Annotated in this window: 18 protein-coding genes; 13 read left to right on the top strand and 5 right to left on the bottom strand. The window is 71.9% G+C overall.

Annotated elements, in window-relative coordinates; genetic code table 11:
• Nucleotides 1-15 precede the first annotated feature (15 nt).
• From LEL83_RS10330 to LEL83_RS10285, 10 genes are all read left to right on the top strand, one after another.
• Nucleotides 16-1,458, top strand: a complete 1,443-nt coding sequence (locus LEL83_RS10330; RefSeq protein ID WP_225558743.1) for a sugar porter family MFS transporter — start codon at nucleotides 16-18, stop codon at nucleotides 1,456-1,458.
• A 321-nt stretch (nucleotides 1,459-1,779) separates the two neighbouring features.
• Nucleotides 1,780-2,706, top strand: a complete 927-nt coding sequence (rpsB, locus tag LEL83_RS10325) for a 30S ribosomal protein S2 (protein WP_225558742.1) — start codon at nucleotides 1,780-1,782, stop codon at nucleotides 2,704-2,706.
• Nucleotides 2,707-2,791: 85 nt separating this feature from the next.
• Nucleotides 2,792-3,619: a translation elongation factor Ts gene (gene tsf / locus LEL83_RS10320; protein WP_198656115.1), complete on the top strand. Its 828-nt coding sequence runs from the start codon at nucleotides 2,792-2,794 to the stop codon at nucleotides 3,617-3,619.
• Between the two features lie 154 nt (nucleotides 3,620-3,773).
• Nucleotides 3,774-4,493: a UMP kinase gene (pyrH, locus tag LEL83_RS10315; RefSeq protein ID WP_198656114.1), complete on the top strand. Its 720-nt coding sequence runs from the start codon at nucleotides 3,774-3,776 to the stop codon at nucleotides 4,491-4,493.
• A 47-nt stretch (nucleotides 4,494-4,540) separates the two neighbouring features.
• Nucleotides 4,541-5,095 (top strand): ribosome recycling factor, encoded by a 555-nt coding sequence (gene frr, locus LEL83_RS10310; protein WP_198656113.1) that lies wholly within the window; start codon nucleotides 4,541-4,543, stop codon nucleotides 5,093-5,095.
• A 65-nt stretch (nucleotides 5,096-5,160) separates the two neighbouring features.
• On the top strand, nucleotides 5,161-6,105 hold the full coding sequence (locus tag LEL83_RS10305; protein WP_198656112.1) for a phosphatidate cytidylyltransferase: 945 nt from the start codon (nucleotides 5,161-5,163) through the stop codon (nucleotides 6,103-6,105).
• A 101-nt stretch (nucleotides 6,106-6,206) separates the two neighbouring features.
• The gene (locus LEL83_RS10300; RefSeq protein WP_198656111.1) at nucleotides 6,207-6,755 is read left to right on the top strand and encodes a DivIVA domain-containing protein; all 549 of its coding nucleotides are present in this window, start codon (nucleotides 6,207-6,209) and stop codon (nucleotides 6,753-6,755) included.
• Between the two features lie 208 nt (nucleotides 6,756-6,963).
• Complete coding sequence (locus LEL83_RS10295; RefSeq protein WP_225558741.1) at nucleotides 6,964-7,797, top strand: aggregation-promoting factor C-terminal-like domain-containing protein; 834 nt, start codon at nucleotides 6,964-6,966, stop codon at nucleotides 7,795-7,797.
• A gap of 12 nt (nucleotides 7,798-7,809) precedes the next feature.
• Nucleotides 7,810-8,112 carry an Rv1322 family protein gene (locus tag LEL83_RS10290; protein WP_198656110.1) on the top strand — a complete coding sequence of 101 codons (303 nt, stop codon included), beginning with the start codon at nucleotides 7,810-7,812 and terminating at the stop codon, nucleotides 8,110-8,112.
• Complete coding sequence (locus LEL83_RS10285; protein WP_225558740.1) at nucleotides 8,109-8,840, top strand: alpha/beta hydrolase; 732 nt, start codon at nucleotides 8,109-8,111, stop codon at nucleotides 8,838-8,840. The genes LEL83_RS10290 and LEL83_RS10285 overlap by 4 nt, the downstream gene beginning before the upstream one ends.
• Before the next feature lie 83 nt (nucleotides 8,841-8,923).
• Here the strand turns inward: LEL83_RS10285 and LEL83_RS10280 are convergent, their stop codons facing one another.
• Nucleotides 8,924-10,768: a coiled-coil domain-containing protein gene (locus LEL83_RS10280; RefSeq protein ID WP_225558739.1), complete on the bottom strand. Its 1,845-nt coding sequence runs from the start codon at nucleotides 10,766-10,768 to the stop codon at nucleotides 8,924-8,926.
• A gap of 185 nt (nucleotides 10,769-10,953) precedes the next feature.
• Here LEL83_RS10280 and LEL83_RS10275 point away from each other — a divergent pair, with 185 nt between their 5' ends.
• Together LEL83_RS10275 and LEL83_RS10270 are read left to right on the top strand one after the other, a co-directional pair.
• Nucleotides 10,954-12,696: a DUF8094 domain-containing protein gene (locus tag LEL83_RS10275; protein WP_225558738.1), complete on the top strand. Its 1,743-nt coding sequence runs from the start codon at nucleotides 10,954-10,956 to the stop codon at nucleotides 12,694-12,696.
• On the top strand, nucleotides 12,693-13,685 hold the full coding sequence (locus tag LEL83_RS10270; RefSeq protein WP_225558737.1) for a tetratricopeptide repeat protein: 993 nt from the start codon (nucleotides 12,693-12,695) through the stop codon (nucleotides 13,683-13,685). Before LEL83_RS10275 ends, LEL83_RS10270 begins: the two co-directional genes overlap by 4 nt.
• A gap of 202 nt (nucleotides 13,686-13,887) precedes the next feature.
• On the opposite strand, the gene glgB is transcribed toward LEL83_RS10270, so the two are convergent.
• From glgB to LEL83_RS10255, 3 genes are all read right to left on the bottom strand, one after another.
• On the bottom strand, nucleotides 13,888-16,440 hold the full coding sequence (gene glgB, locus LEL83_RS10265) for a 1,4-alpha-glucan branching protein GlgB (RefSeq protein ID WP_225558736.1): 2,553 nt from the start codon (nucleotides 16,438-16,440) through the stop codon (nucleotides 13,888-13,890).
• Nucleotides 16,437-18,437: an alpha-1,4-glucan--maltose-1-phosphate maltosyltransferase gene (locus tag LEL83_RS10260; RefSeq protein ID WP_198656104.1), complete on the bottom strand. Its 2,001-nt coding sequence runs from the start codon at nucleotides 18,435-18,437 to the stop codon at nucleotides 16,437-16,439. Before LEL83_RS10260 ends, glgB begins: the two co-directional genes overlap by 4 nt.
• Nucleotides 18,438-18,696: 259 nt before the next feature.
• Nucleotides 18,697-20,769 carry a glycogen debranching protein gene (locus LEL83_RS10255; protein ID WP_225558735.1) on the bottom strand — a complete coding sequence of 691 codons (2,073 nt, stop codon included), beginning with the start codon at nucleotides 20,767-20,769 and terminating at the stop codon, nucleotides 18,697-18,699.
• A gap of 60 nt (nucleotides 20,770-20,829) precedes the next feature.
• Between LEL83_RS10255 and LEL83_RS10250 the strand changes: the two genes are divergently transcribed.
• Nucleotides 20,830-22,011, top strand: coding sequence for a cysteine desulfurase family protein (locus tag LEL83_RS10250; protein WP_225558734.1), 1,182 nt, complete (start codon nucleotides 20,830-20,832; stop codon nucleotides 22,009-22,011).
• A 42-nt stretch (nucleotides 22,012-22,053) separates the two neighbouring features.
• Here the strand turns inward: LEL83_RS10250 and LEL83_RS10245 are convergent, their stop codons facing one another.
• The gene (locus LEL83_RS10245) at nucleotides 22,054-22,968 is read right to left on the bottom strand and encodes an alpha/beta hydrolase (RefSeq protein WP_225558733.1); all 915 of its coding nucleotides are present in this window, start codon (nucleotides 22,966-22,968) and stop codon (nucleotides 22,054-22,056) included.
• Nucleotides 22,969-22,970 lie beyond the last annotated feature (2 nt).

Here is a 22,970-nt window from a genome sequence, read left to right as displayed (position 1 = left end):
GAACCCAGGAGCATCGTGTCCACCACGAACACCGGGCACGGCGAAGACCGTGCCTTCAAGGGGAAGGTCACCCTGTTCGCCATCGCGGCGGCTGTCGGTGGCTTCCTGTTCGGCTTCGACTCGTCCGTCATCAACGGCGCAGTCGACGCGATCAAGGGCGAGTTCGACCTCTCCGACGCCGCCAGCGGCTTCGCGGTCGCCTCGGCCCTGATCGGCTGTGCGTTCGGCGCCTACTTCGCCGGTCGCCTCGCTGACCGCTTCGGCCGCACCCGGATCATGTTCTGGGCCGCCGTCCTGTTCTTCGTGAGCTCGATCGGCTCGGCCTTCGCGTTCGCCACGTGGGACCTCGTCATCTGGCGCCTCGTCGGCGGACTCGGCATCGGTACGGCGTCCGTCATCGCGCCGGCCTACATCTCCGAGGTCTCGCCGAAGGCCATCCGTGGCCGTCTGGCGTCGTTCCAGCAGCTCGCCATCACGCTCGGTATCTTCGCCGCGCTCCTGTCCGACCAGCTGTTCGCCGTGACCGCGGGCAGCGCCTCGGCCGAGATCTGGGGCCTGGCCGCGTGGCGCTGGATGTTCCTGGTCGGTGTCGTGCCGTCGGTGGTCTACGGCATCCTGGCGGTCACCCTGCCGGAGTCGCCGCGATACCTGCTCACGAAGGGTCGCAACGACGACGCCCGCGAGGTCATGGGCAAGATCGTTCCGCGCGACACCGTGAACACGAGCCTGGAGGAGATCCAGGACGGCATCAAGAAGGAAGCCAACGAGAAGAAGGGCTCCATCCGGGGCAACCGCTTCGGGCTCCAGCCCATCGTCTGGGTCGGCATCATCCTGGCGGTGCTGCAGCAGTTCGTCGGCATCAACGTGATCTTCTACTACTCGACGACGCTCTGGCAGGCCGTCGGCTTCAAGGAGGAGGACTCGTTCCTCATCTCCACGATCACCTCGGTGGTCAACGTCGCCGTCACCTTCGTCGCGATCTTCCTGGTCGACAAGGTCGGCCGCAAGCCGCTGCTCGTCGCCGGTTCCGCGGGCATGTTCGTCTCGCTCACCATGGTCGCCATCGCGTTCTCGCAGGCGACGATCGTCGACGGCAACCCGAGCCTGCCCGGCGCGTGGGGCATCATCGCCCTCGTCTTCGCCAACCTGTTCGTGGTGTCGTTCGGTGCCACGTGGGGCCCGCTCATGTGGGTGCTGCTCGGCGAGATGTTCCCGAACCGCATCCGCGCCACCGCGCTCGGCGTCGGCTCGGCCGCGAACTGGGTCGCGAACTTCATCGTCACGATCTCGTTCCCGGTGCTCTCCGGCTTCAACCTGACCGTCACGTACGGCATCTACGCGCTGTTCGCGCTGCTGTCGCTGTTCTTCGTCATCGCCAAGATCCCGGAGACCAAGGGGCGCTCGCTCGAGGAGATGGGCATCTCCGCCGACGGCGACACGGCGGACGCCAAGGCCTGATCGGCCGGCCGCACACCGCGTCCGTCCACACGGATCGCCGGACGGGAGGCCCGGATCACGCAAGCCGCGAGGCGCGCGTGATCCGGGCCTCCCTTCTGTTAGCATCTATCCAGCAGCGCGCTGATGCGCGCTGACTTCGCGTGTCCACCAGGCCGTCACCGGCCCGGCGTCCGACCACCGGTCCCGCTCGTACGAGCGGGCGGTCGTACGCCAGGACACCAGGGACCACGACCTCCGGTCGCGGTCGACACAACCGCAACAGGTCCGCAGCGACGTGCGAGAGCACGGCTGCGCGCCGAGAACACAGAAGGAGGACGGCACATGGCCGTCGTCACCATCCGCCAGCTGCTCGACAGCGGCGTCCACTTCGGACACCAGACCCGCCGGTGGAACCCGAAGGTGAAGCGCTTCATCCTCGCCGAGCGCTCGGGCATCCACATCATCGACCTGCAGCAGTCGCTGGCCTTCATCGACCGCGCGTACGACTTCGTCAAGGAGACGGTCGCGCACGGTGGCACGATCCTCTTCGTGGGCACCAAGAAGCAGGCCCAGGGCTCCATCGCCGAGCAGGCGACCCGCGTCGGCCAGCCGTACGTCAACCAGCGTTGGCTCGGCGGTCTGCTCACGAACTTCCAGACGGTCTCCAAGCGCCTCGCGCGCATGAAGGAGCTCGAGGAGATCGACTTCGACGACACGACGAAGGGCTTCACCAAGAAGGAGCTCCTCATCAAGAAGCGCGAGCTGGACAAGCTCCACAAGACCCTCGGTGGTATCCGCAACCTCACGCGGACCCCGAGCGCGCTCTGGATCGTCGACACCAAGAAGGAGCACCTCGCCGTCGACGAGGCGCAGAAGCTCGGTATCCCGATCATCGGCATCCTCGACACCAACTGCGACCCGGACGAGATCACCTACCCGATCCCGGGCAACGACGACGCGATCCGTTCCGTCGGTCTCCTCACCCGCATCGTCGCCGACGCCGCGGCCGAGGGCCTGAAGACCCGTCACAACGGTGGCGACGACGAGCCGGCCGAGCCGCTCGCCGAGTGGGAGCAGGAGCTCCTCGGTGGCGAGGCCGCCGCCACGACCGAGGCTGCTGCCCCGGTCGAGGGCAGCACCGTCGAAGAGAATGACGCTGATGCGCAGGTCGCCGCGAAGGAGATCGGCGAGCCGATCGCCGACGAGGCCAAGAACGCGGAGCCGACGGCCGAGGCCGCCGCAGCCGCGGAGACCACCCCCGCCGAGTGACCGTCTGCAGGCGCCGGATCCGACAGGGTCCGGCGCCTGCAACTCCACTCTCCACACACGTACAGTCCAGAAAGGACTCCAGTCAATGGCAAACTTCACCGCTGCTGACGTGAAGAAGCTCCGCGAGGACCTCGGCGCCGGCATGATGGACGCGAAGAACGCGCTCGTCGAGGCCGACGGCGACTACGACAAGGCCGTCGAGCTGCTCCGCATCAAGGGCGCGAAGGCCGTCGCCAAGCGCGACGACCGCGCCACCTCCGAGGGTGTCGTCGTCGCGACCGCCGAGAACGGCGCCGCCACGGTCGTCGAGCTCGCGAGCGAGACCGACTTCGTCGCGAAGAACGAGAAGTTCACCACCCTCGCCGACAAGGTGCTCGGGGCCGTCGCCGCCGCCGGTGCGACCGACGTCGCGTCCGCCAACGCCGCGCCGCTGGACGGCAAGACCGTCCTCGACGTCGTCAACGAGGCTGCCGCCGCGCTGGGCGAGAAGCTCGAGGTCCGCACGGTCCGCCGTGTCGAGGGCTCGGCCTTCGAGATCTACCTGCACAAGACGAGCCAGGACCTGCCCCCGCAGATCGCCGTCGTCGTCGCCTACGAGGGTGACAACGCCGCCGAGGCCCGCTCGATCGCGCAGCACGTCGCGTTCGCGAACCCGTCGTACCTGACGCGTGACGAGGTCCCGGCCGACGCGATCGAGAAGGAGCGCGCGACCGTCGAGGCGATCACGCGCGAGGAGGGCAAGCCCGAGGCCGCCCTGCCGAAGATCGTCGAGGGCCGTGTCAACGCCTTCATCAAGCAGGTGTCGCTCCTCGACCAGGACTACGCGAAGGACAACAAGATCTCCGTCGCGAAGGCCGCCGAGAACGCCGGCATCACCATCCAGGGCTTCGCCCGCGTCAAGGTCGGCGCGTAACGAACCCGTGACGGGGCCAGGGACCATCCGGTTCCTGGCCCCGTTTTCGCGCGCTGCGGCGCGTGACGACGGACCGGAGGCACGACCCGCCTCCGCCGGACCGGCTGCGGCCGGGTAGATTCCCACGAGACATTCGACGAAGGGTGCGGACCAGATGACCGACGAGAAGACCGGACGACGCCGCGTCCTGCTGAAGCTGTCGGGAGAGGCGTTCGGCGCCGGCTCCCTCGGGGTGAACCCCGACGTGATCGGCACCATCGCCAAGGAGATCGCGGTGGCTGCCCAGGACGTCGAGATCGCGATCGTGGTCGGCGGCGGGAACTTCTTCCGCGGCGCCGAGCTCTCGCAGCGCGGCATGGACCGCGGACGTGCCGACTACATGGGCATGCTCGGCACGGTGATGAACGCCCTGGCGCTGCAGGACTTCCTGGAGCAGGCGGGTGCCGCCACGCGCGTGCAGTCCGCGATCGCGATGACCCAGGTCGCCGAGCCGTACATCCCGCGGCGCGCCGAGCGGCACCTCGAGAAGGGCCGGGTCGTCATCTTCGGAGCCGGAGCGGGTCTGCCGTACTTCTCCACCGACACGGTCGCCGCGCAGCGCGCGCTCGAGATCAAGGCCGACGAGGTCCTCGTCGCCAAGAACGGCGTCGACGGGGTCTACACCGCCGACCCGAAGAAGGACGCCACCGCCGAGAAGCTGCACCACGTGACCTACCAGGACGCGCTGCTGCAGGGACTCAAGGTCGTCGATGCCACCGCGTTCTCGCTCTGCATGGACAACGGCATGCCGATGCACGTCTTCGGGATGGAGGGCGAGGGCAACGTCCAGGCCGCCATCCGCGGGGAGCGCATCGGCACGGTGGTCAGCAACTGAGCCCCGGCGCTGACTAGACTCGACGCCAGTACCGAAGGAGTAACACCGTGATCAGTGATGTCCTGACCGAAGCCACCGAGAAGATGGCGAAGGCCGTGGAGGTCGCCAAGGACGACTTCTCGACCGTCCGCACCGGCCGGATCAACGCCGCGCTCTTCCAGAAGATCCCGGTCGACTACTACGGCACGCCGACGCCGCTCGCGCAGCTGGCGTCCCTGCAGACGCCCGAGGCACGCACGCTCATCGTCACGCCGTACGACAAGTCGGCGCTCAAGGAGATCGAACGCTCCATCGCGACGTTCCCGAACCTCGGCGCCAGCCCGTCGAACGACGGCGAGATCGTCCGTGTGACGATCCCGGAGCTCACCCAGGACCGCCGCAAGGAGTTCGTGAAGCTCGTGCGCGGCAAGGGCGAGGACCACAAGGTCGTCATCCGCAACATCCGCCGCAAGGCCAAGGACGACCTCGACGCACTCAAGGGCGAGATCTCGGACGACGAGATCTCGCGCGGCGACAAGGACCTGGAGTCCCTGACGAAGAAGCACGTCGACCAGATCGACGACGCGCTGAAGAAGAAGGAAGCCGAACTCCTCGAGGTCTGATGCGTCGTCCCGACCAGGGCGGTGACCGCCCCACAGCAGAGCACGGGCCCGCATCGAGCGGGCCCGTGAAGAAGGGGCTCCGCCAGGACTTCGACGCGCGCGCCCGAGCGGCCCGCGTCGACTTCGAGGCGCAGCTCCGGCAGCGCAAGGCCGACCTCGGCGCGCGGAACCAGGCCTTGACCGCCCGCACCGGCCGCAACCTGCCGGCGGCGATCGGGATCGCGCTCGCGTTCGCCGTCGTCATGCTCGGCACGCTGCTCATCTGGACGCCGTCGTTCATGGTCGTGGCGGCGTTCCTGCTCGGGGTGGGTGTGTACGAGCTCACGAGCGCGATGCGCTTCGCCGGGCGCGACGTCCCGCGGATCCCGAGCGTCGCGGTGGCGATCGCGATCGTGCCCGCGGCGTTCCTGGTCGGTCAGGCAGCGGCGCTGTTCACGCTGCTCGGCGGGATCGTGGTCGTCAGCGCGTGGCGCCTGGTCGAGGTCGGACTGTCGCGGCAGCGTCCGCCGGCGGGCAACGTCGTCCGCGACCTGACGAACGGCCTGTTCGCCCAGGCCTACGTCTCGCTGCTCGGCGCCTGCGTGGTGCTGTTGTCAGCACAGCCGGACGGGCAGCTGTGGGTCATCGGGTTCATCCTGGTGGTGGTCGCGGTGGACACCGGGGCGTACGCGACGGGGCTCAACCTCGGCAAGCACCCGATGGCGCCGCGCATCAGCCCGAAGAAGACCTGGGAGGGCTTCGCCGGGTCCGTCGCGGCGAGCATCCTGGTCGGCATCCTGGTGACCTGGCTCATGCTCGGCCTGCCCTGGTGGACCGGCATCGTGCTCGGTGTGCTCATCTCCGGGTCCGCCACCCTCGGCGACCTGACCGAGTCGATGATCAAGCGCGACCTCGGCATCAAGGACATCTCGTCGTTCCTGCCCGGGCACGGCGGGCTGCTCGACCGCATCGACAGCATCCTGCCGTCGGCGGCCGTCGCCTACGTGCTGTACCTGATCGTCCACCACTGACGCCTGTCCGCGCAGGAGCGGGAACGGGAGCGCCACCGGTCCGGGGGCGGTCCGCAGCGCGTCCAGGTTGTGCCATGGTGCGGGACTGGCAGAATGACGCCGTGGCCACCACCTTCCCGACCGCAGCCCGTTCCGCCCTCGGATACGACGTCGACGAGGTCGAGCGTTTCCTCGAGGACGCCCGTCGCGCGTACTCGGCCGACGACAGCGCCCCCGGCATCGAGGCGGCGAAGATCCGCGCCACCGCCTTCTCGATGCGCAAGGGCGGCTACTCCACGTCGCACGTCGACGCGGCGCTCGAACGTCTGGAGGACGCCTTCGCGGCCCGTGAGCGCGAGCGTGAGATGAGCGAGGTCGGCAAGAAGGCCTGGTACGCCGAGGCACGCACGAAGGCGTCGGACGTCGTGGCTCGACTCGAGCGGCCGGACGGTCAGCGCTTCAGCCGGGTCAGCGTGCTCGGCACCGGGTACCACCCGAAGGACGTCGACGCCTTCGCGACCCGGCTCGCCGGCTACTTCCGCGAGGGCAAGCCGCTCAGCCTGACCGAGGTGCGCTCGATCGTGTTCCGTCCGAAGCACGGCGGCTACCGCGAGGCACAGGTCGACGCCCTGCTCGACGCGGTCGTCGAGGTCATGCTCGCCGTCCGCTAGACGACGCGCGGTCACGAGGTGCTTCGCTTTCCGTGATCGTTCCGTTACCCTGGTCCTACTCATGGGCAGGCACACGGCAGACATCAGCTCCGACCGCGCATCCCGCGAGCACCTCGGCCTCCAGGCTGCCGGTGAGCGCCGCGCGGCAATGCAGCGAACCCGCACGACGGCGACGTCGGTGATCCGGGCGGACGAGCAGGCTCCGGCCGTGACCACCGGTCCGGTCGCCATGCCGAAGTCGGTCGCGGCGAACCGCGTCTCGGACGAACGCGTCGCGGCCTACGCGCACGACGTCCCGAGCGCAGCGGTCGCCCCCCGCGCCGTGCAGCAGCGCCGTGCGACGGTGGAACCGAAGGCCCTCGGCGGTGTCGCCGCGGTGAACACCTTCGCCCGCAAGCGCGCCGCGGTGCCGGCCTTCGCGTTCGTCGGCGTGTTCCTGTTCGTCGGCGCCTCGCTCTTCAACCCGCTCCAGGCCGACGTCGCCCGTGCGGCCGTCGACACCCCGGTGCTCGTCAAGACCCCCTCGCCGCAGCAGTACACGGCGAACGGCGCGGACGCCGTGGTCGCCGACCGCGACGGCTACGGCGTGACCGTCCCCGCACCGAAGGTCGTCAAGCCGGCTCCGGCGGAAGACGCCGAGGAGACGGACGACGCCGAGGCCACGACGGACGCCCCGGCCGAGACCGCCGACGAGCCCGTCTCCGCCGGCAACACCCTGGCCGCGGTCGCCGCGACGCCCGACCCGGGCAGCGCGCAGGCCATCGCCCTCGAGCAGGTCACCGCACGCGGGTGGGGCACCGACCAGTACAACTGCCTCGTCTCCCTGTGGAACAAGGAGTCGGGCTGGCGGGTCAACGCGTACAACCCGAGCGGTGCCTACGGCATCCCGCAGGCGCTTCCGGGCAAGAAGATGGAGACGGCCGGCGCTGATTGGCAGACCAACCCCGCCACGCAGATCACCTGGGGTCTCAACTACATCGCGGGTGTCTACGGCACCCCGTGTGCTGCCTGGGGTCACAGCCAGGCCGTCAACTGGTACTGATCGGCAGTTCGGGTGCCGCGCAGCAACCGGCCGCGGCGTCCCCGTGGTCGCGAGGTCGTGCCTGACGAGGAGTCCGGTCTCGACCGCCTGATGAGCTCCTGGCGGCGCACCGAGGTGCGTCGGGGGCGCGAGTACCAGGTGCAGCCGATCTCGGCCGCGTCGGCGCAGAAGGAGTACGTCTGCCCGGGCTGCGGCGGGACGGTCCTGCCCGGGACCGCCCACGTGGTGGTGTGGCGGACCGACGGCGTCCTCGGCGACGCCGCCGACCTGGCGTCCCGCCGGCACTGGCACAACCACTGCTGGAGCATCGCATGACCGACACCGAGATCCGCTCCGCCACCGAGTTACCGGCGCTGCGCACCGACGTCGAGCTCGTCACCGACGACCACCTCACCCTGGTCGGCGAACTGGCCGAGCCCCTCGACCGTCCGGCCCGCGGCACGATCGTGACGCTCCACCCACTGCCCACGGCGCACGGGTTCATGGACTCGCACGTGCTCAAGAAGGCCGCGGCCCGGCTGCCCGCCCTCGCCGACATCGCCGTCCTGCGCTTCAACTTCCGGTCGGTGACCTCTCCGCGCGGCACCTCCGAGGGGACCTTCGGCGACGGCGTCTCCGAGGGCTTCGATCTGCGCGCCGCCGTCACCGAGGTCGTCGACCGCGGCCTGCCGACGCCGTGGCTCGTCGGGTGGTCGTTCGGGACCGAGGTGATCCTCAAGCACGCGCTGGAACACGTCGAGGCCGGCAGGGTCGCCGGTGTCGTCCTGCTGTCGCCGCCGCTGCACCGTACGTCGGACGACGAACTGGCCTGCTGGGCCGCCGTCGACGTGCCCGTGGTCGCACTCGTGCCGGAGCACGACGACTTCCTGCAGCCCGAGGCGGCCGCGGAGCGCTTCGCCGTCGCCCCGAACGTCCGGGTCGTCCCGATCGAGGGTGCGAAGCACCTCTGGGTGGGGGAGCGGTACGTCCGCATCGTGCTCGACGCCGTCGCGGACCTGGTCGTGCCCGGCACCGCGCCGCTGCGCACGCACTGGCCGGTCTGACGCACGGCGGTCGCCGTGGACCGGACCGCCCGCCCGGGTGAGCCGGTCTGGAGGCGCACCACGCGCCTCCAGACCGGGTCCCGTCAGCGGTCGGCGGCGTCCCGGTCGTCGCTCGCGTCTGTCGCGTCCGTCGCGTCGACCGGAGCGTCGACGAGCAGGCCGGTGGCGTTCGTGAGGACGCCACGGAGGTTCTCGAGGTAGCCGGCCACCGCTTCGCGCTCGGTGCGGATGGCAGCCAGGCGGTCCTCGGCCTCGGCGATCACCCCGGCGGTGCGCTCCTCGGCGTCGGCGACCATCCGGTGCACCCGGTCCTGCGCGTCGGCGACGATGGTGCGGGCGTGCTCCTGCGCCTCGGCGGTGCTGGTGCGCTCGAGATCGTCGGCCTCCTGCTGCAGGCGTTCGGCGCGCTGCCGGGCCTCGGTCGCGCGACGGGTGGCCTCGGCGAGCTGCAGGTTCGCCTCGTCCAGGTACTTCTGCGTCTCGGTGACCGTCTCGTGGTGCTTCTGCAGGTACTCCTGCTCGGCGTCGTCCCGGCGCGCCGCGAGCTCGGACTCCAGGGCGGTGCGGGCTTCGTCGCGCTCGCGAGCGATCTCGGTCCGGACCTCGTCGCGCTCCTTCGCCAGGTCCGCGCGGGCGGTGTCGATCTCCTGGCGGAGTGCCTCCCGCTCGGCCTCGAGCGTGCCGAGCTCCTCGGCCCGACGGTCGGCGATCTCGGTGTCGACCTCGGCGTGCTCACGCTCGCGCCGGGCGGCCAGGGCCTGTTCGTGCTCCCGGACGGCGCGCTCGGCCGCGGCGTCGGCCTCGGCACGCTCCTCGGCGAGGCGCGCGTCGTGCTCCTCGAGCTCGCGCGCGATGCGCGAGGCGGTCTCCTGCACCAGGCGCTCGTTCTCGACCCGGGTCTGCTCCTCGTCGACGCGGAGCTGGGCGCGCGCCGCCTCGACCTCCTGCGCCAGTGCGACGCGGGCCGCGGCGAGTTCGCGGTCCCACTCGGCACGGGCGGCGGCGAGGTCCTCGTCCAGGACACGACGACGGTCGGCGAGCTCGCTGTCGAGCTCGGCACGGCGGCGCGCGACCTCGGCGTCGAGTCCGGCTCGGCCGGCTTCCAGGGCCGCGGCGTGCGCCTGCTGCTCCTCGTCGCGTTCGCGGTGCCAGGCGGCGCGGCCCTCGCGCACCTCGCGCTCGAGGGCCTCGCGTCGGGCGGTCTCCTCGCGGTCGAGGTCCGCGGTGCGCCGGGCGTGGTCGGCCTCGAAGACCGAGCGGCGGTGCTCGGTGTCGCGGTCGAGCTCGGCGGCTGCCGTGCGGGCGTCGGCGGACTCGCGCTGCACGGTCTCGCGCAGCTCGGCGACCTCGTGCGCGACCTGGGCGCGCAACGCGTCGGTCTCGCGGATCGCGATCGACCGCACCTCGGCGGCCTCGGTCACCGCGGCGCCACGGACCGCGGCAGCCTCGTTGCGGGCGTCCTGCGTGAGCAGGCCGGCCTCGGCGCGGGCACGCTCGACGGTGTCCGACGCCTCGGCGCGGGCGCGGCTCAGTTCGGCGGTGGCGCGGGTGCGGGCGTCCTCGAGGGTGTCGCGCGCTTCCTCGCGGGCCTCGCGGACGGTCCGCTCGGCCTCGGCACGGCTCGAGGCGCGGAGCCGCTGGGCGTCGATGTCCGCCTGGCTGATGAGTCGGGTCGACTGCTCCTCGGCGACGCGCAGGGTCGACTCGAGCCGGGTGCCGAGACCGCTGTAGGTCGGGGTGCCGGCCTCGTCGAGCTCGCCCTGCAGCTCGGACACGCGGGCCTGCAGCAGCCGGATCTCCTTGGCGGCGTCGGCGCGGTCGTTGTTCGACTTGATGAGCTCGCGACGCAGGTCGTTCAGTGAACGGTCCACCTCGTCGCGGCGGTACCCGCGCAGTTCGGTCCCGAACTCGGCCTCGTCGTTCGCCACGTGTCGCTCCTGGGTGGTCGGCGGAGGGCTCAGGAAAGGCCCGCGGTCGAGTGTAGTGGGGGCCGGAGCGGGTCGTCTGAGACCGACGACAGCGCGGATTGATGCGCCGTCCAGCGTTGCTCGCTATCCTGAGTCGCTGATTCGCGCGCCGACATCCCCACCCCGGCGCGGTAGGGAGAGAGTTCGTGCGATTCGTCCTGGCGATCGTCAGTTTCGTCATCGGCCTGCTGCTCGTCGCGCTGGCGGTGGGACAGCGGACCGTGTTCGCGCCGCCGTCCTCGCTCGTCGCCGAGAACGCGACCACGAGCTCGGCACCGGTCACGGTGATCCCGGGCTCGACGCTGAACGCCAACCCCGGCTACCAGCGGATCAACGTCGCCGGGTCCGGCAAGGTCTTCGCCGCCTACGGCCGGTCGGCCGACGTCGACGCGTGGGTCGGCGACGCCGCCCACACGACGCTCCGGTTCGACGCCGAGAAGGGCGCCCTGGTCGGGTCGACGACCGGTTCCGGAACGAGCGTGCCGTCGCCGGAGGGGAGCGACCTCTGGTACCAGGAGTACGACGGCGCCGGGCAGTTCACCGTGCGGCTGCCGCAGGACGTCTCCGTCCTCGTCGTCAGCGACGGCAAGTCGGCGGCACCGGCCGACATCTCGGTCACGTGGCCCCGCGACACGGCGACCCCGTCTGTCGGCCCGCTGCTCGTCGCCGGTGGCGTGTTCGTCCTGGGAGGCCTCGTGCTGCTCGTCCTCGCGTTCCTGCACCAGCGTCGCGGCCGCGGACCCCGCCGTCGGAGCGGCGGCTCCCGTCCGCCGCGCGTGCGTGCCTCGCGCCGTGCCGCCGCCGCCGGGGCACAGGTGCCGCGCCGCGGTCGTCGTGGCTCCCGCGCGTTCGTCGCCGTGCCGGTGCTGCTGACCGGCGCCCTGACCCTGGCCGGCTGCTCCTCGGACTACTGGCCGCAGGGCGGGGACGCCTCGCTCGCCACCCCGACCCCGACCGCGACGGCGACGGGTGCACCCGAGACGACCGAGCCGACCGCGGCGACGAAGCAGCAGATCACGCGCGTCGTGCAGCGCATCGCAGCGGTCGCGAAGCAGGCCGACGGAGCGCGGGACGGCGAGCTCGCCGAGACCCGCTTCACCGGCGCCGCGCTCGAGCTGCGCCAGGCCAACTACTCGATCCGCGGCAAGGACTCGGACGTCAAGGCGCCGCCGGCGATCTCGGCCGCCCAGGTGTGCGTGGCACTGCCGCAGCAGACCGACACCTGGCCGCGCACCGTGTTCACCATCGTCGCCGAGGACTGCGACGCGAAGTCGGCTCCGCAGGCCCTGACGCTCGTGCAGGACTCCGCGCGCGACCCGTACAAGGTCGCCTACGACGTCTCGCTCGAGGCCGACGCGACGATCCCGAGCCTCGCCCCGACCAGCGTCGGTGCCGCGCTGCTCGCGCCGCAGTCGAAGCTGCTGACGATCGCACCGGACCAGGTGGCCACCGCCTACGGCGACGTCCTGTCGAAGGACACCGGCAGCGAGTACGCCGACCTGTTCGCCACCGAGGGCGACGGCCTGCGCACGACCATCGGCAAGGCCTACAAGGACAAGAAGGCGAAGGCGCTGCCGGACACGGCGGAGATCGAGTACTCGTCCGAGGTGCCGGCCGACTCCGCCGTCGCCATCGCGACCGACGACGCCGGTGCGCTCGTGTCCGCCGACCTCAACGAGGTCGAGAAGGTGACCCCGACCGCGTCGGGTGCCGAGGTGAACACCGAGGGCGCCGTCAAGGCCCTGTCCGGTGTCGACACCAGCAAGAAGGGGATCAGCGCCACGTACAGCGTCCAGCTGCTGTTCTACGTGCCGCCGGTCGCCTCGGATGACAAAGTGGTCCTGCTCGGGTTCACGCAGGGCCTGACCGCAGCGAGTGAGGTGCAATGAGCAACATCCCCCCGACCCCGTCCGGACTCCGTGGCGCCGTCGACCTGTCGTCCCTGGTCGACCGCGCACAGCGTCCGCCGCAGCCGCCCACCGGAGCCCCCGCTCCGGACGGTGCGGTGGTACCCGGCCCCGACGCCGGCGGTGACCTGACCGTTCCGTCGCTCGTGATGGACGTCACCGACCAGTCGTTCCAGGACGTCCTGCAGCTCTCGACCATCGTGCCGGTCATCGTGGACATCTGGGCCGAGTGGTGCGGTCCGTGCAAGCAGCTGTCGCCGATCCTGGAGCAGCTCACCGCCGAGTACGACGGCCGTGTGGTGCTCGCCAAGGTCGACGCCGACACGAACCCGCAGCTCGTGCAGGCGTTCCAGGCGCAGTCGATCCCGACCGTGGCCGCGCTCATCGGCGGACGTCCCCTCGGGCTCTTCGTCGGGGCGCTGCCCGAAGCGCAGGTCCGCGACGTCTACGAGCAGGTGCTCCAGGCGGCGGAGCAGAACGGTGTGTCCGGTCGGGTCACCGTCGACGGGGCCGCCCCGGTCGACGCCGCCGAGCAGGGCGAGCCCGAGCCGGAGCCCCTGCCGCCGCACCACCAGGCCGCGTACGACGCGATCGAGCAGGGCGACTACGCCACGGCGATCCAGGAGTACAAGACGGCCATCGCGCAGGACCCGCACGACCAGATGGCCGTGGCCGGACTGGCGCAGGTGTCGCTGCTCGACCGGCTGAACGGTCGGACGGCCGACGAGGTCCGTGCCGCTGCGGCCGCGGGCCCCAAGGACGTGCCGGCCCAGCTCGCGGTCGCCGACCTCGACATCTCCGGCGGGCACGTCGAGGATGCCTTCGGGCGGCTGCTCGACCTGGTGCCGACGGTGTTCGGTGAGGACCGCGAGGCCCTGCGGGTCCGGCTCGTCGAGTACTTCGAGCTCATCGGCAGCGACGACCCGCGCGTGGTCGCGGCTCGGCGGCGGCTCGCGAGCGCCCTGTACTAGGCCCGGGAGACACCACGCGGCGAACATGACGCCGTCGTCGTGACGAGACGCCGCCGGATCCGGCGGCGTCTCGTCACGTCCGGGGCGTCTCGATGACACGACGGCGTCGCGCGCACGCGTGACTCACTGCCGCGTCGCGTGTGCACAGACGGGAGGCCCGGTGCCAGCTGGCACCGGGCCTCCCGTCCGTCAGGTGGTCGCGTCAGGAACGCGCGTCGGGCTCCTGCGCCAGCTTCAGCCAGACGGCGCCGAGCGGCGGCACCACCAGGTTCGCCGAGGCCGGTCGGCCCGCCCACGGGGTCTCGTCCGCGGTGACGACGCCGTAGTTGCCGACACCGGAGCCGCCGTACTCCGTGGCGTCCGAGTTGAGCACCTCGTGCCACTCGCCGGCAGCCGGCAGACCGAACCGGCGCTCCACGGGCACACCCGAGAAGTTCACGAACACCGCGACCCGGTCGTCGCCGTCCTTCCGCAGGAACCCGAGCGTCGAGTGCGGCGCGTCGCCGCCCTCGATCCACTCGAAGCCCTCGGCCGTCGCGTCGTGCGTCCAGAGCGCGGGGGAGTCCTTGTACACGCGGTTGAGCTCGGCGACCAGGTCCTGCACGCCGCGGTGCCCGGGCTGGTCGAGGAGCCACCAGTCGAGCCCCTTGGCCTCGGACCACTCGGAGGGCTGGGCGAACTCCTGGCCCATGAAGAGCAGCTGCTTGCCGGGGTGCGCCCACATGAACGCCAGGTAGGCGCGCACGTTCGCGAGCTTCTGCCACTCGTCGCCGGGCATCTTGCCGTACAGCGAACCCTTGCCGTGCACGACCTCGTCGTGGCTGATCGGCAGGGTGAACTGCTCGCTGAAGGCGTAGACGAACGAGAACGTGATCTCGTCGTGGTGGTAGCTGCGGTACGCCGGGTCGCGCTGCACGTACTCGAGCGTGTCGTGCATCCAGCCCATGTTCCACTTCTGACCGAACCCGAGGCCACCCGCGCTCGTCGGCTGGGTGACGCCCGGCCACGAGGTGCTCTCCTCGGCGATCATGACGATGCCGGGGTAGCGCTTGTAGGCCGTGGCGTTGGTCTCCTGCAGGAACGCGACGGCGTCCAGGTTCTCGCGGCCGCCGTGGATGTTCGGCAGCCAGTCGGTGCGGGAGTAGTCGAGGTACAGGATCGAGGCGACGGCGTCGACCCGTAGGCCGTCGATGTGGAACTCCTCGAGCCAGTACAGGGCGTTGGCGACCAGGAAGTTCCGCACCTGCGGCTGCCCGAAGTCGAACACGTAGGTGCCCCAGTCGAGCTGTTCGCCGCGGCGGGGGTCCGGGTGCTCGAACAGCGCGTGTCCGTCGAAGCGACCGAGCGCCCACTCGTCCTTGGGGAAGTGTCCGGGGACCCAGTCCATGATCACGCCGATGCCGGCAGAGTGCAGGCGGTCGATCAGGTAGCGCAGGTCGTCCGGGGAGCCGTACCGCGCGGTCGGCGCGTAGTACCCGGTGACCTGGTAGCCCCACGAGCCGCCGAAGGGGTGCTCGGCGAGCGGCAGGAACTCGACGTGGGTGAAGCCGGTGTACTGCACGTGGCCGATGAGCTGGTCGGCGACCTCGCGGTACGACAGGCCGGGACGCCACGAGCCGAGGTGGACCTCGTAGACGCTCATGGGCTTGTCGTGCGTGGTGCTCTGGGCGCGCTGCTCCATCCACGCCCGGTCGCCCTCGGACCACGCGTAGGTGGACTCCGTGATGACGGACGCGGTCGCGGGGGCGATCTCGGCTTCGCGGGCGAAGGGGTCCGCACGCTCGACCCAGCCCGAGTCGGTGAGGATCTGGAACTTGTAGCGCTGTCCGGCGACGGCTCCGGGCCAGAACAGCTCCCAGACGCCCAGGTCGCTCAGGCGGCGCATCGCGGTCGTGCGGCCCGCCCAGCCCTCGAAGTCGCCGATCACGCGGACCGCGGTGGCGCGGGGCGCCCACACGGCGAAGGCGACGCCGTCCACGCCGTCGACCGTGCGGACGTGGGCGCCGAGGTGGTGCCAGAGCTGCTCGTCACGGCCCTCGCCGAACAGGTGCAGGTCGAGCTCGCCGAGCGTCGGCGCGAACCGGTACGCGTCGTCGGTGGTCCAGGTGGCGTCGTCGTCGTTCGACTCGTCGCGGTCGTAGTCTGCCTCGACCCGGTAGCGCCCGAGGTCGTCGGACGTCGCACCGGCCCAGAGGCCGTCGCCCTCGTGGGTGAGCTCGACGTCGTCGCCGTCGGGGCGGACGATCCGCACCGCTCGGGCGAGGTGCCGGACGACCCGCACGCTGGTACCGCCGTCGACGGGGTGCGGGCCGAGCACGTCGTGCGGCTGCGACCAGCGGCCCTCGGCGACCTGCTGGCGCAGCCAGTCCTCGATCGGAGCGGGACGGGGGTCCGTGGGGGCACCTGCAGGAGCCGGGGGCGCGGCCGTCGTGGCGACCGGCGTCTCGACGGAGGCCGGCGGGACGACGGGGGTGGCGCCTCCCGGAGGGACGCTCTGCACGCCGGGGACGGCGGCGGTCGGGGCGGCGTCGACGGGCGGCACCCGCGGGTGCGTCGCGTCGGCCGGGTGTCCGGCGAGCGTGGCGGACTCGTCGACACCGCGGTCGGGGGCCTCGCGCTCGGGCGTCGGGGCGCCCGGCAGGTCCTCGTGCGGGGCGGAGACCCGCGGCTCGGTGCGGCGCACGGCCGGCGGCGGAGGCGGCACCGGGGGCACGCCCGGTCCGCGCTTCGTGGGGTCGGTCGGGTCGTTGGTCATCGGTGCGGTCCTTCCACGACGAGCAGGTGCACGGGCTCCTGGAACGCGTCCAGGCGCACGTAGTTCGACGCGCCCCAGACCCAGCGCTGGCCGGTCACGACGTCACGGACGTCGAACAGGCCGTCGGCGGGCAGGCCGAGGGCGGCGAGGTCCAGGTGCACGGTGGTCTCACGAGCGGAGTGCGGGTCGACGTTGGCGACGACGATCACGGTGTCGTCGCGGCCCGACCGGATGAACGCTCCCGGCAGGTGCTTCGAGTAGACGACGATCGCCGGGTCCTCGGCGGCGTGCACGTGCAGGTTCCGCAGCTGCCGCAGGGCGGGGTGCGCGGCGCGGAGGCGGTTGAGCATCGTGACGTACGGCGCGAGGGACGCGCCCTCGGCCTCGGCGAGCGCGAAGTCGCGGGGCTTGTACTCGTACTTCTCGTTGTCGATGTTCTCTTCCGAGCCCGGGCGGGCGACGTCCTCGAAGAGCTCGTACCCGGCGTACATGCCCCAGGTCGGGGCACCGGTGGCGGCGAGCGCCGCACGCACCTTGTAGCCGGCACGGCCGCCGAACTGCAGGTACTCGGTGAGGATGTCGGGCGTGTTCACGAAGAGGTTCGGACGCAGGTACGCGCTCGTCTCGTGGGAGAGCTCGGTGAAGTACTCCTCGATCTCCTCCTTCGTGTTTCGCCAGGTGAAGTACGAGTACGACTGCTGGAACCCGGCCTCGGCGAGGGCGCGCATCATCGCCGGGCGGGTGAACGCCTCGGCGAGGAACACCGTGTCGGGGTGCTCGTCGCGGATCTCGCGGATGACCCGCTCCCAGAACCACAGCGGCTTGGTGTGCGGGTTGTCGACGCGGAAGATGCGGATGCCGAACGCGATCCAGTGCCGCAGGACTCGCTCGACCTCGGCGACGAGCCCCTCGGGGTCGGTGTCGAACTGGATCGGGTAGATGTCCTGGTACCGCTTCGGCGGGTTCTCGGCCGTCGCGATGGAGCCGTCGGCGCGCTGGGTGAACCACTCCGGGTGCTCGGTGACCCAGGGGTGGTCGGGGGAGCACTGCAGGGCGAAGTCGAGCGCCACCTCCATGCCGGTGTTCTTCGCGGTCTCGACGAAGTCGCGGAAGTCGTCCTCGGTGCCGAGGTCGGGGTGGATGGCGTCGTGGCCGCCCTCGGGGGAGCCGATCGCCCAGGGGCTGCCCGGGTCGTGCGGTCCGGGGGTGAGGGTGTTGTTCGGCCCCTTGCGCGCGGTCGTGCCGATGGGGTGGATCGGCGGCAGGTAGATCACGTCGAAGCCCATGCGGGCGACGGCGGGCAGACGACGGGCAGCGGTGCGGAAGTCGCCGCTCTTCCAGGAGCCGTCGGGGTTCTTCTTCGCGCCCTCGGACCGGGGGAAGAACTCGTACCAGGAGCCGACGCCGGCGCGGGTGCGTTCGACGTCGAGCAGCTGCGTGGCGGAGTGCGTGCGCAGCGAGGTGAGCGGGGCGTCCTCGACCTCGGCGACGATCCGCGGGTCGTCGACGGCGGCGAGCCGTTCGGCCGGGTCCAGGTCGGTGTCGCGGATGCGCGCGGCCGCCCGGGTGGCGGCGGGGGAGCCGGTCTCGTCGGCCAGGCGGTCGAGCAGCACGGCGCCGTCGAGCAGGGTGGCCTCGGTGTCCACGCCGGCCGCGATCTTCAGGCGTGCGGCGTGCAGCCAGCTGGCCCAGTCGTCGGAGTAGGACTCGACGTGCCAGGTCCAGACGCCGACGTGGTCGACCTGCACGGTCGCCTCGTAGCGGTCGGTCCCGGGCGTGCCGAGGGTCAGGGGGACGGTGCGGGTGCCACCGTCGGGGCGCTCGAGGACGAGGTCGGCGCCGATGATGCCGTGTCCTTCTCGGAAGACGGTCGCACCGAACGTGATCACCTCGCCGTCGAATGCCTTGCCGGGGAAGCCGTTGGGCGTCCTCGGGGCGAGCTCGGTGATCGGGATGCGCCCGATCTTCGGGCGGCGGGGTCGGTCTGCGGTGGCCACGGAGGCGACGCTACCCGGAAGCCGCCCGGACGTTCCCCGGAACGCGTGTCGTGTGGACGGCGCGCCGGCCGCCCGTGCCTGTGCAGGGACGGACGGGAGGCGCGGGACGGGGCCGCCACGGGCCTCCCGTCCGCCTGTCGGTCACGACCGTGTCGCGCCCCGCTAGGGTCGTCGCGCCCCGACGCTCCGGGGCGCGACGGCGGCAGCGGGGCGCGACGCGACGGACGAGCGCGCGCGAGCGCCCGCGCGAGCCCCCGCCCTACGCCACCTCGAACAGGTGGATGCCGGGCCCGTACGCCGTGAAGACCTGGCCGGCCGGTCGCAGGCGCTCGTGGTCGCGGTGCTTCTCGCTCGACCAGGCGAGCCGGTACCCGGTCACGTCCTCGTGCACCGGCAGGGTCAGGTCGCGCGTGCGGCCGCTGCCGTGCACCACGACGAGCACGCGGTCGGACGGTCCGTCCTCCGGCGTCGACGCGACGAAGTACTGCAGGGCGCGGTGCACCGGCTGGTCCCAGCCCTCGACGGTCATCGGGTGGCCGTCCGGCCCGTACCAGGACATGCGCGACGCACCGGGCGTCTCCTGCCCGTCGACGCCGAACCGGGTCGGGCGGAGCGCCGGGTGCGCGGCCCGCAGCCGGGCGAGCGCCGCGACGGCCTCGGTCATGGCCTCGGCGTCCTCGTCGTCGGACCAGTCCACCGGCGTCAGGTCGTCGGAGACCACGTAGGCGTTGTTGTTGCCGTGCTGGGTGCGACTGCGCTCGTCGCCGGCGGTGAGCATCGGGACCCCGGCGGAGAGCATGAGCGTCGCCACGAGGTTCCGCATCGACCGACCCCGTGCAGCGCGCACCCCGCGGTCGGCGGTGTCGCCCTCGATGCCGTGGTTGAACGACCGGTTGTCGTTCGACCCGTCCCGGTTGTCCTCGCCGTTGGCCTCGTTGTGCTTGCCGTCGTACGACACCAGGTCGAGCAGGGTGAAGCCGTCGTGCGCGGTCACGAAGTTGACGCTCGCCAGCGGGCCGCGCTCGGCGCCGAACACGTGACGCGACCCGGTCAGGGCTCCGGCGAGCGCGCCGATCCCCGTCTGGGGCAGCCCGGTGCGGCGTTCCTCGGCGATGTCGGTGAGCCAGAACTGGCGGACCGTGTTGCGGAACCCGTCGTTCCACTCGCTCGTGCGGGATCCCGCTGCTCCGAACGCTCCCGTCTTCCAACCGTCCGGGCCGACGTCCCACGGCTCGGCGATCACCAGGGTGTCCTGCAGGTCGGGGTGGTTCCGGATGCGTTCGAGCACCGGGTGCGACGGGTCGAAGCGGTGCTCGCCGTCGCGGGCCAGGGCGGCCATCAGGTCGAAGCGGAACCCGTCGACCTGCACCTCGCGCGCCCAGTACACCAGGCTGTCGACGACCAGGTCGGCGGTGGCCTCCACCGAGGTGTCGAGGGTGTTCCCGCACCCGGTGGTGTCGAAGTACGCGTCCCGGCGTGGCGGGTCGGTCGGCGCCCAGCGGTAGCGGTCCGCACCGTCGATGCCCCGCAGGCTCGTCGTCGGACCACCCAGGCCCTCTTCTGCCGTGTGGTTGTAGACGACGTCGAGGACGACCTGGATGCCGGCCTCGTGCAGCAGCCGGACCATGCCCTTGAACTCCCGCAGGACGGCGCCGGCGCCCTCGTGCCGGGCGGGTACCGAGGCGTGCGCGGCGTGCGGCGCGAAGAACCCGAGCGTGTTGTAGCCCCATGCGTTCTCCCGACCGGCGTCGCGCAGCCACCGCTCGGTGTCGAACGCGTGCACGGGCAGCAGCTCGAGCGTCGTGACGCCGATCCGGTGCAGGTGCGCGATCGTGCTCTCGTGCGCGACCCCGGCGTACGTGCCGCGCAGGTGCTCCGGCAGGTGCGGGTTCGCCGCGGTCAGGGTCCGGACGTTCGCCTCGTAGACCACGGCCCGGTCGAGGGGGACCAGTGGCTTCGTGACCCCGCCCCAGTCGAACGCCTCGTCGACGACGACGCTGGTCCAGCGCGGGCCGTCGTGCTCGTCGGAGCCGGTCGGCGCGATGCCGCGCGCGTACGGGTCGAGCAGTGGTCGGCCCGGGTCGAACTCGTGGCGGGGCCCCGACGGCCCGTCGACGAGCAGGTGGTACCGGTCGCCCGGTGCGACCCCGGGGACCTCGACGGTCCACACGTCGGTCCCGGCGACGCGGTCGAGCGGGTGCCGGACCGGCGGACCACCGGCGCCCTGCACCACCAGCACGACGTCCGTCGCCGAGGCGGACCGCAGGGTGAACCGCGGGACGGTCCCCCCGAGGGAGAACCCCGGCGTGTGGTCGATCGCTGTCTCGTGCACGCGTCAAGGGTACGAGGACCGGCGCGTATCCTGGACATCGCTCGATCCGAAGGGGTGCACGTGACGGTCTACCTCGACCACGCCGCGACGACGCCGATGCTGCCGGAGGCGCTCGCCGCCTTCACCGAGGCGCTCGGCACCGTCGGCAACCCCTCGTCGATCCACAGCGCCGGGCAGCGCGCGAAGATGCTGCTCGAGGACGGCCGCGCGGCCGTCGCCCGCTCGCTCGACGCCGACCCGGTCGAGGTGGTGTTCACCTCGGGCGGGACCGAGAGCATCAACCTCGCCGTGAAGGGCCTGTTCTGGGCGCGCCAGCGCGACCGCGCGCGACCGCGCATCGTCGTCCCGGGCGGCGAGCACCACGCCACGGTCGACACCCTCACCTGGTTGGAGACGCACGAGGGCGCGGTGATCGACGTGGTCCCGTTGGACGCGCACGGTCGCGTCGACCTGGCCGGCCTGGAGGCGCGACTCGCCTCCGCCGACGACGTCGCCCTGGTCACGTTCCTGTGGGCGAACAACGAGGTGGGCACCGTCCAGCCCGTGTCACGGATCGTGGACCTCGCGCACGCCGTCGGCGTGCCCGTGCACAGCGACGCCGTCGCCGCCTACGGGCAGGTGCCCGTGTCGTTCGCCGCGTCCGGCCTCGACGCGCTGAGCGTCTCGGCGCACAAGGTCGGCGGCCCGGTCGGCATCGGTGCCCTCGTGCTCGGTCGGCGGGCCACGGTCGAGCCCCTGATCCACGGCGGTGGGCAGCAGCGGCAGGTGCGGAGCGGCACGCAGGACGCCCCGGCGGCGGCCGCGTTCGGCGTCGCGGCCACCGCGGCCGTCGCCGAGCCCCTGCCGCACCCGTCGCTCGCCGCCCTGCGTGACCGGTTGGTCGACGGCGTGCGCGCGGCCGTGCCGTCGGCGGTGCTGATGGGGGACCCGACCGACCGGCTGCCCGGCAACGCGCACTTCACGTTCCCCGGGTGCGAGGGGGACTCGCTCCTGTTCCTGCTCGACGCCGCCGGGGTCGCCGTGTCGACCGGGTCGGCCTGCCAGGCCGGGGTCCCCGAGGCCTCGCACGTGCTGCTCGCGATGGGCCTGTCCGAACAGGACGCCCGCGGCGCGCTCCGCATCACGCTGGGGCACACCTCGACGGACGCCGACGTCGACGCGTTCCTGGCTGCCCTGCCGGACGCGGTCGCACGGGCCGGTGCGGCGGGGATGGCCTCGCGCGAGCCGCTGCTGGGGCGGTAGCGCGGCACCGCGCCCGGGCGGGAGCGCGGTGCCGCCGCCCGGTCAGGCGTCGGGACCGAGCAGGCGACCGGTCCACTCCCGCACGGCATGTGTCGCGCGTCGGGACAGCGTCGCCGTCGGCAGCATGCTCGACGATCCGTGGAACGCGCCTGGCCAGACGTGCAGTTCCGCCTGCACGCCGGCCGCCCAGAGGGCGCTCGCGAAGGCGACGGTCTCGTCGCGGAACACCTCGGCGCTGCCGCAGTCGACGTACGCGGGCGGCAGCCCGCCCAGGTCGCTCGCCCGCGCCGGAGCTGCGGCGGCCGACACGTCGTCGCCACCGCGCCGGTCGCCGAGCAAGGCGTCCCAGCCGAACCCGACCATCGCACGGTCGGCGACGCCGACGCCGTCGAACTGCCGCGCCGAGCAGGTCGCGTCGCGGTCGTCGAGCATGGGACTGATGAGCACCTGTCCGATCACCTCGGGGCCGCCACGGTCGCGGGCCAGCAGGGCGGTCCCGGCCGCGAGCCCGCCGCCGGCGCTCTGCCCGACCAGCAGGATGCGCTCCGGGTCGATGCCGAGCTCGTCGGCGTGCGCGGCGGTCCAGACCAGCCCGGCGTAGCAGTCCTCGACCGGGTAGGGGTCGGGGTGCTCGGGGGCGAGGCGGTAGTCCGGGCTCACCAGCACCACGTCGTGCACGAGCAGCCACTCGTCGTAGGAGTCGAGGTTGCCGAGGTGGTGGCCGAACACCATGCCACCGCCGTGGATGGCGTACGCGCACGCCGCCGGCCCGGTCCGCCCGGTGCGCTGGATCACGGCGAGGGAGATCGGGTCGCCGAGGTGTCCCGGGACGGTGACGCTGCGCCGCTCGAGACCGCGGGCACGCAGGCCCTCGTCGAGCTGGGCCTCCGTCATGCCGAGTTCGCGCATCCCCGGCAGCATCTCGGCCGTCAGGTGGAAGCCGCCGCGTTCGTCCAGCG

It is taken from the genome of Curtobacterium oceanosedimentum (assembly GCF_020297365.1).
GTDB lineage: Bacteria > Actinomycetota > Actinomycetes > Actinomycetales > Microbacteriaceae > Curtobacterium.
The sequence above is the reverse complement of the archived record's forward strand: the minus strand, read 5'-3'. Positions and strand labels throughout refer to the sequence as shown.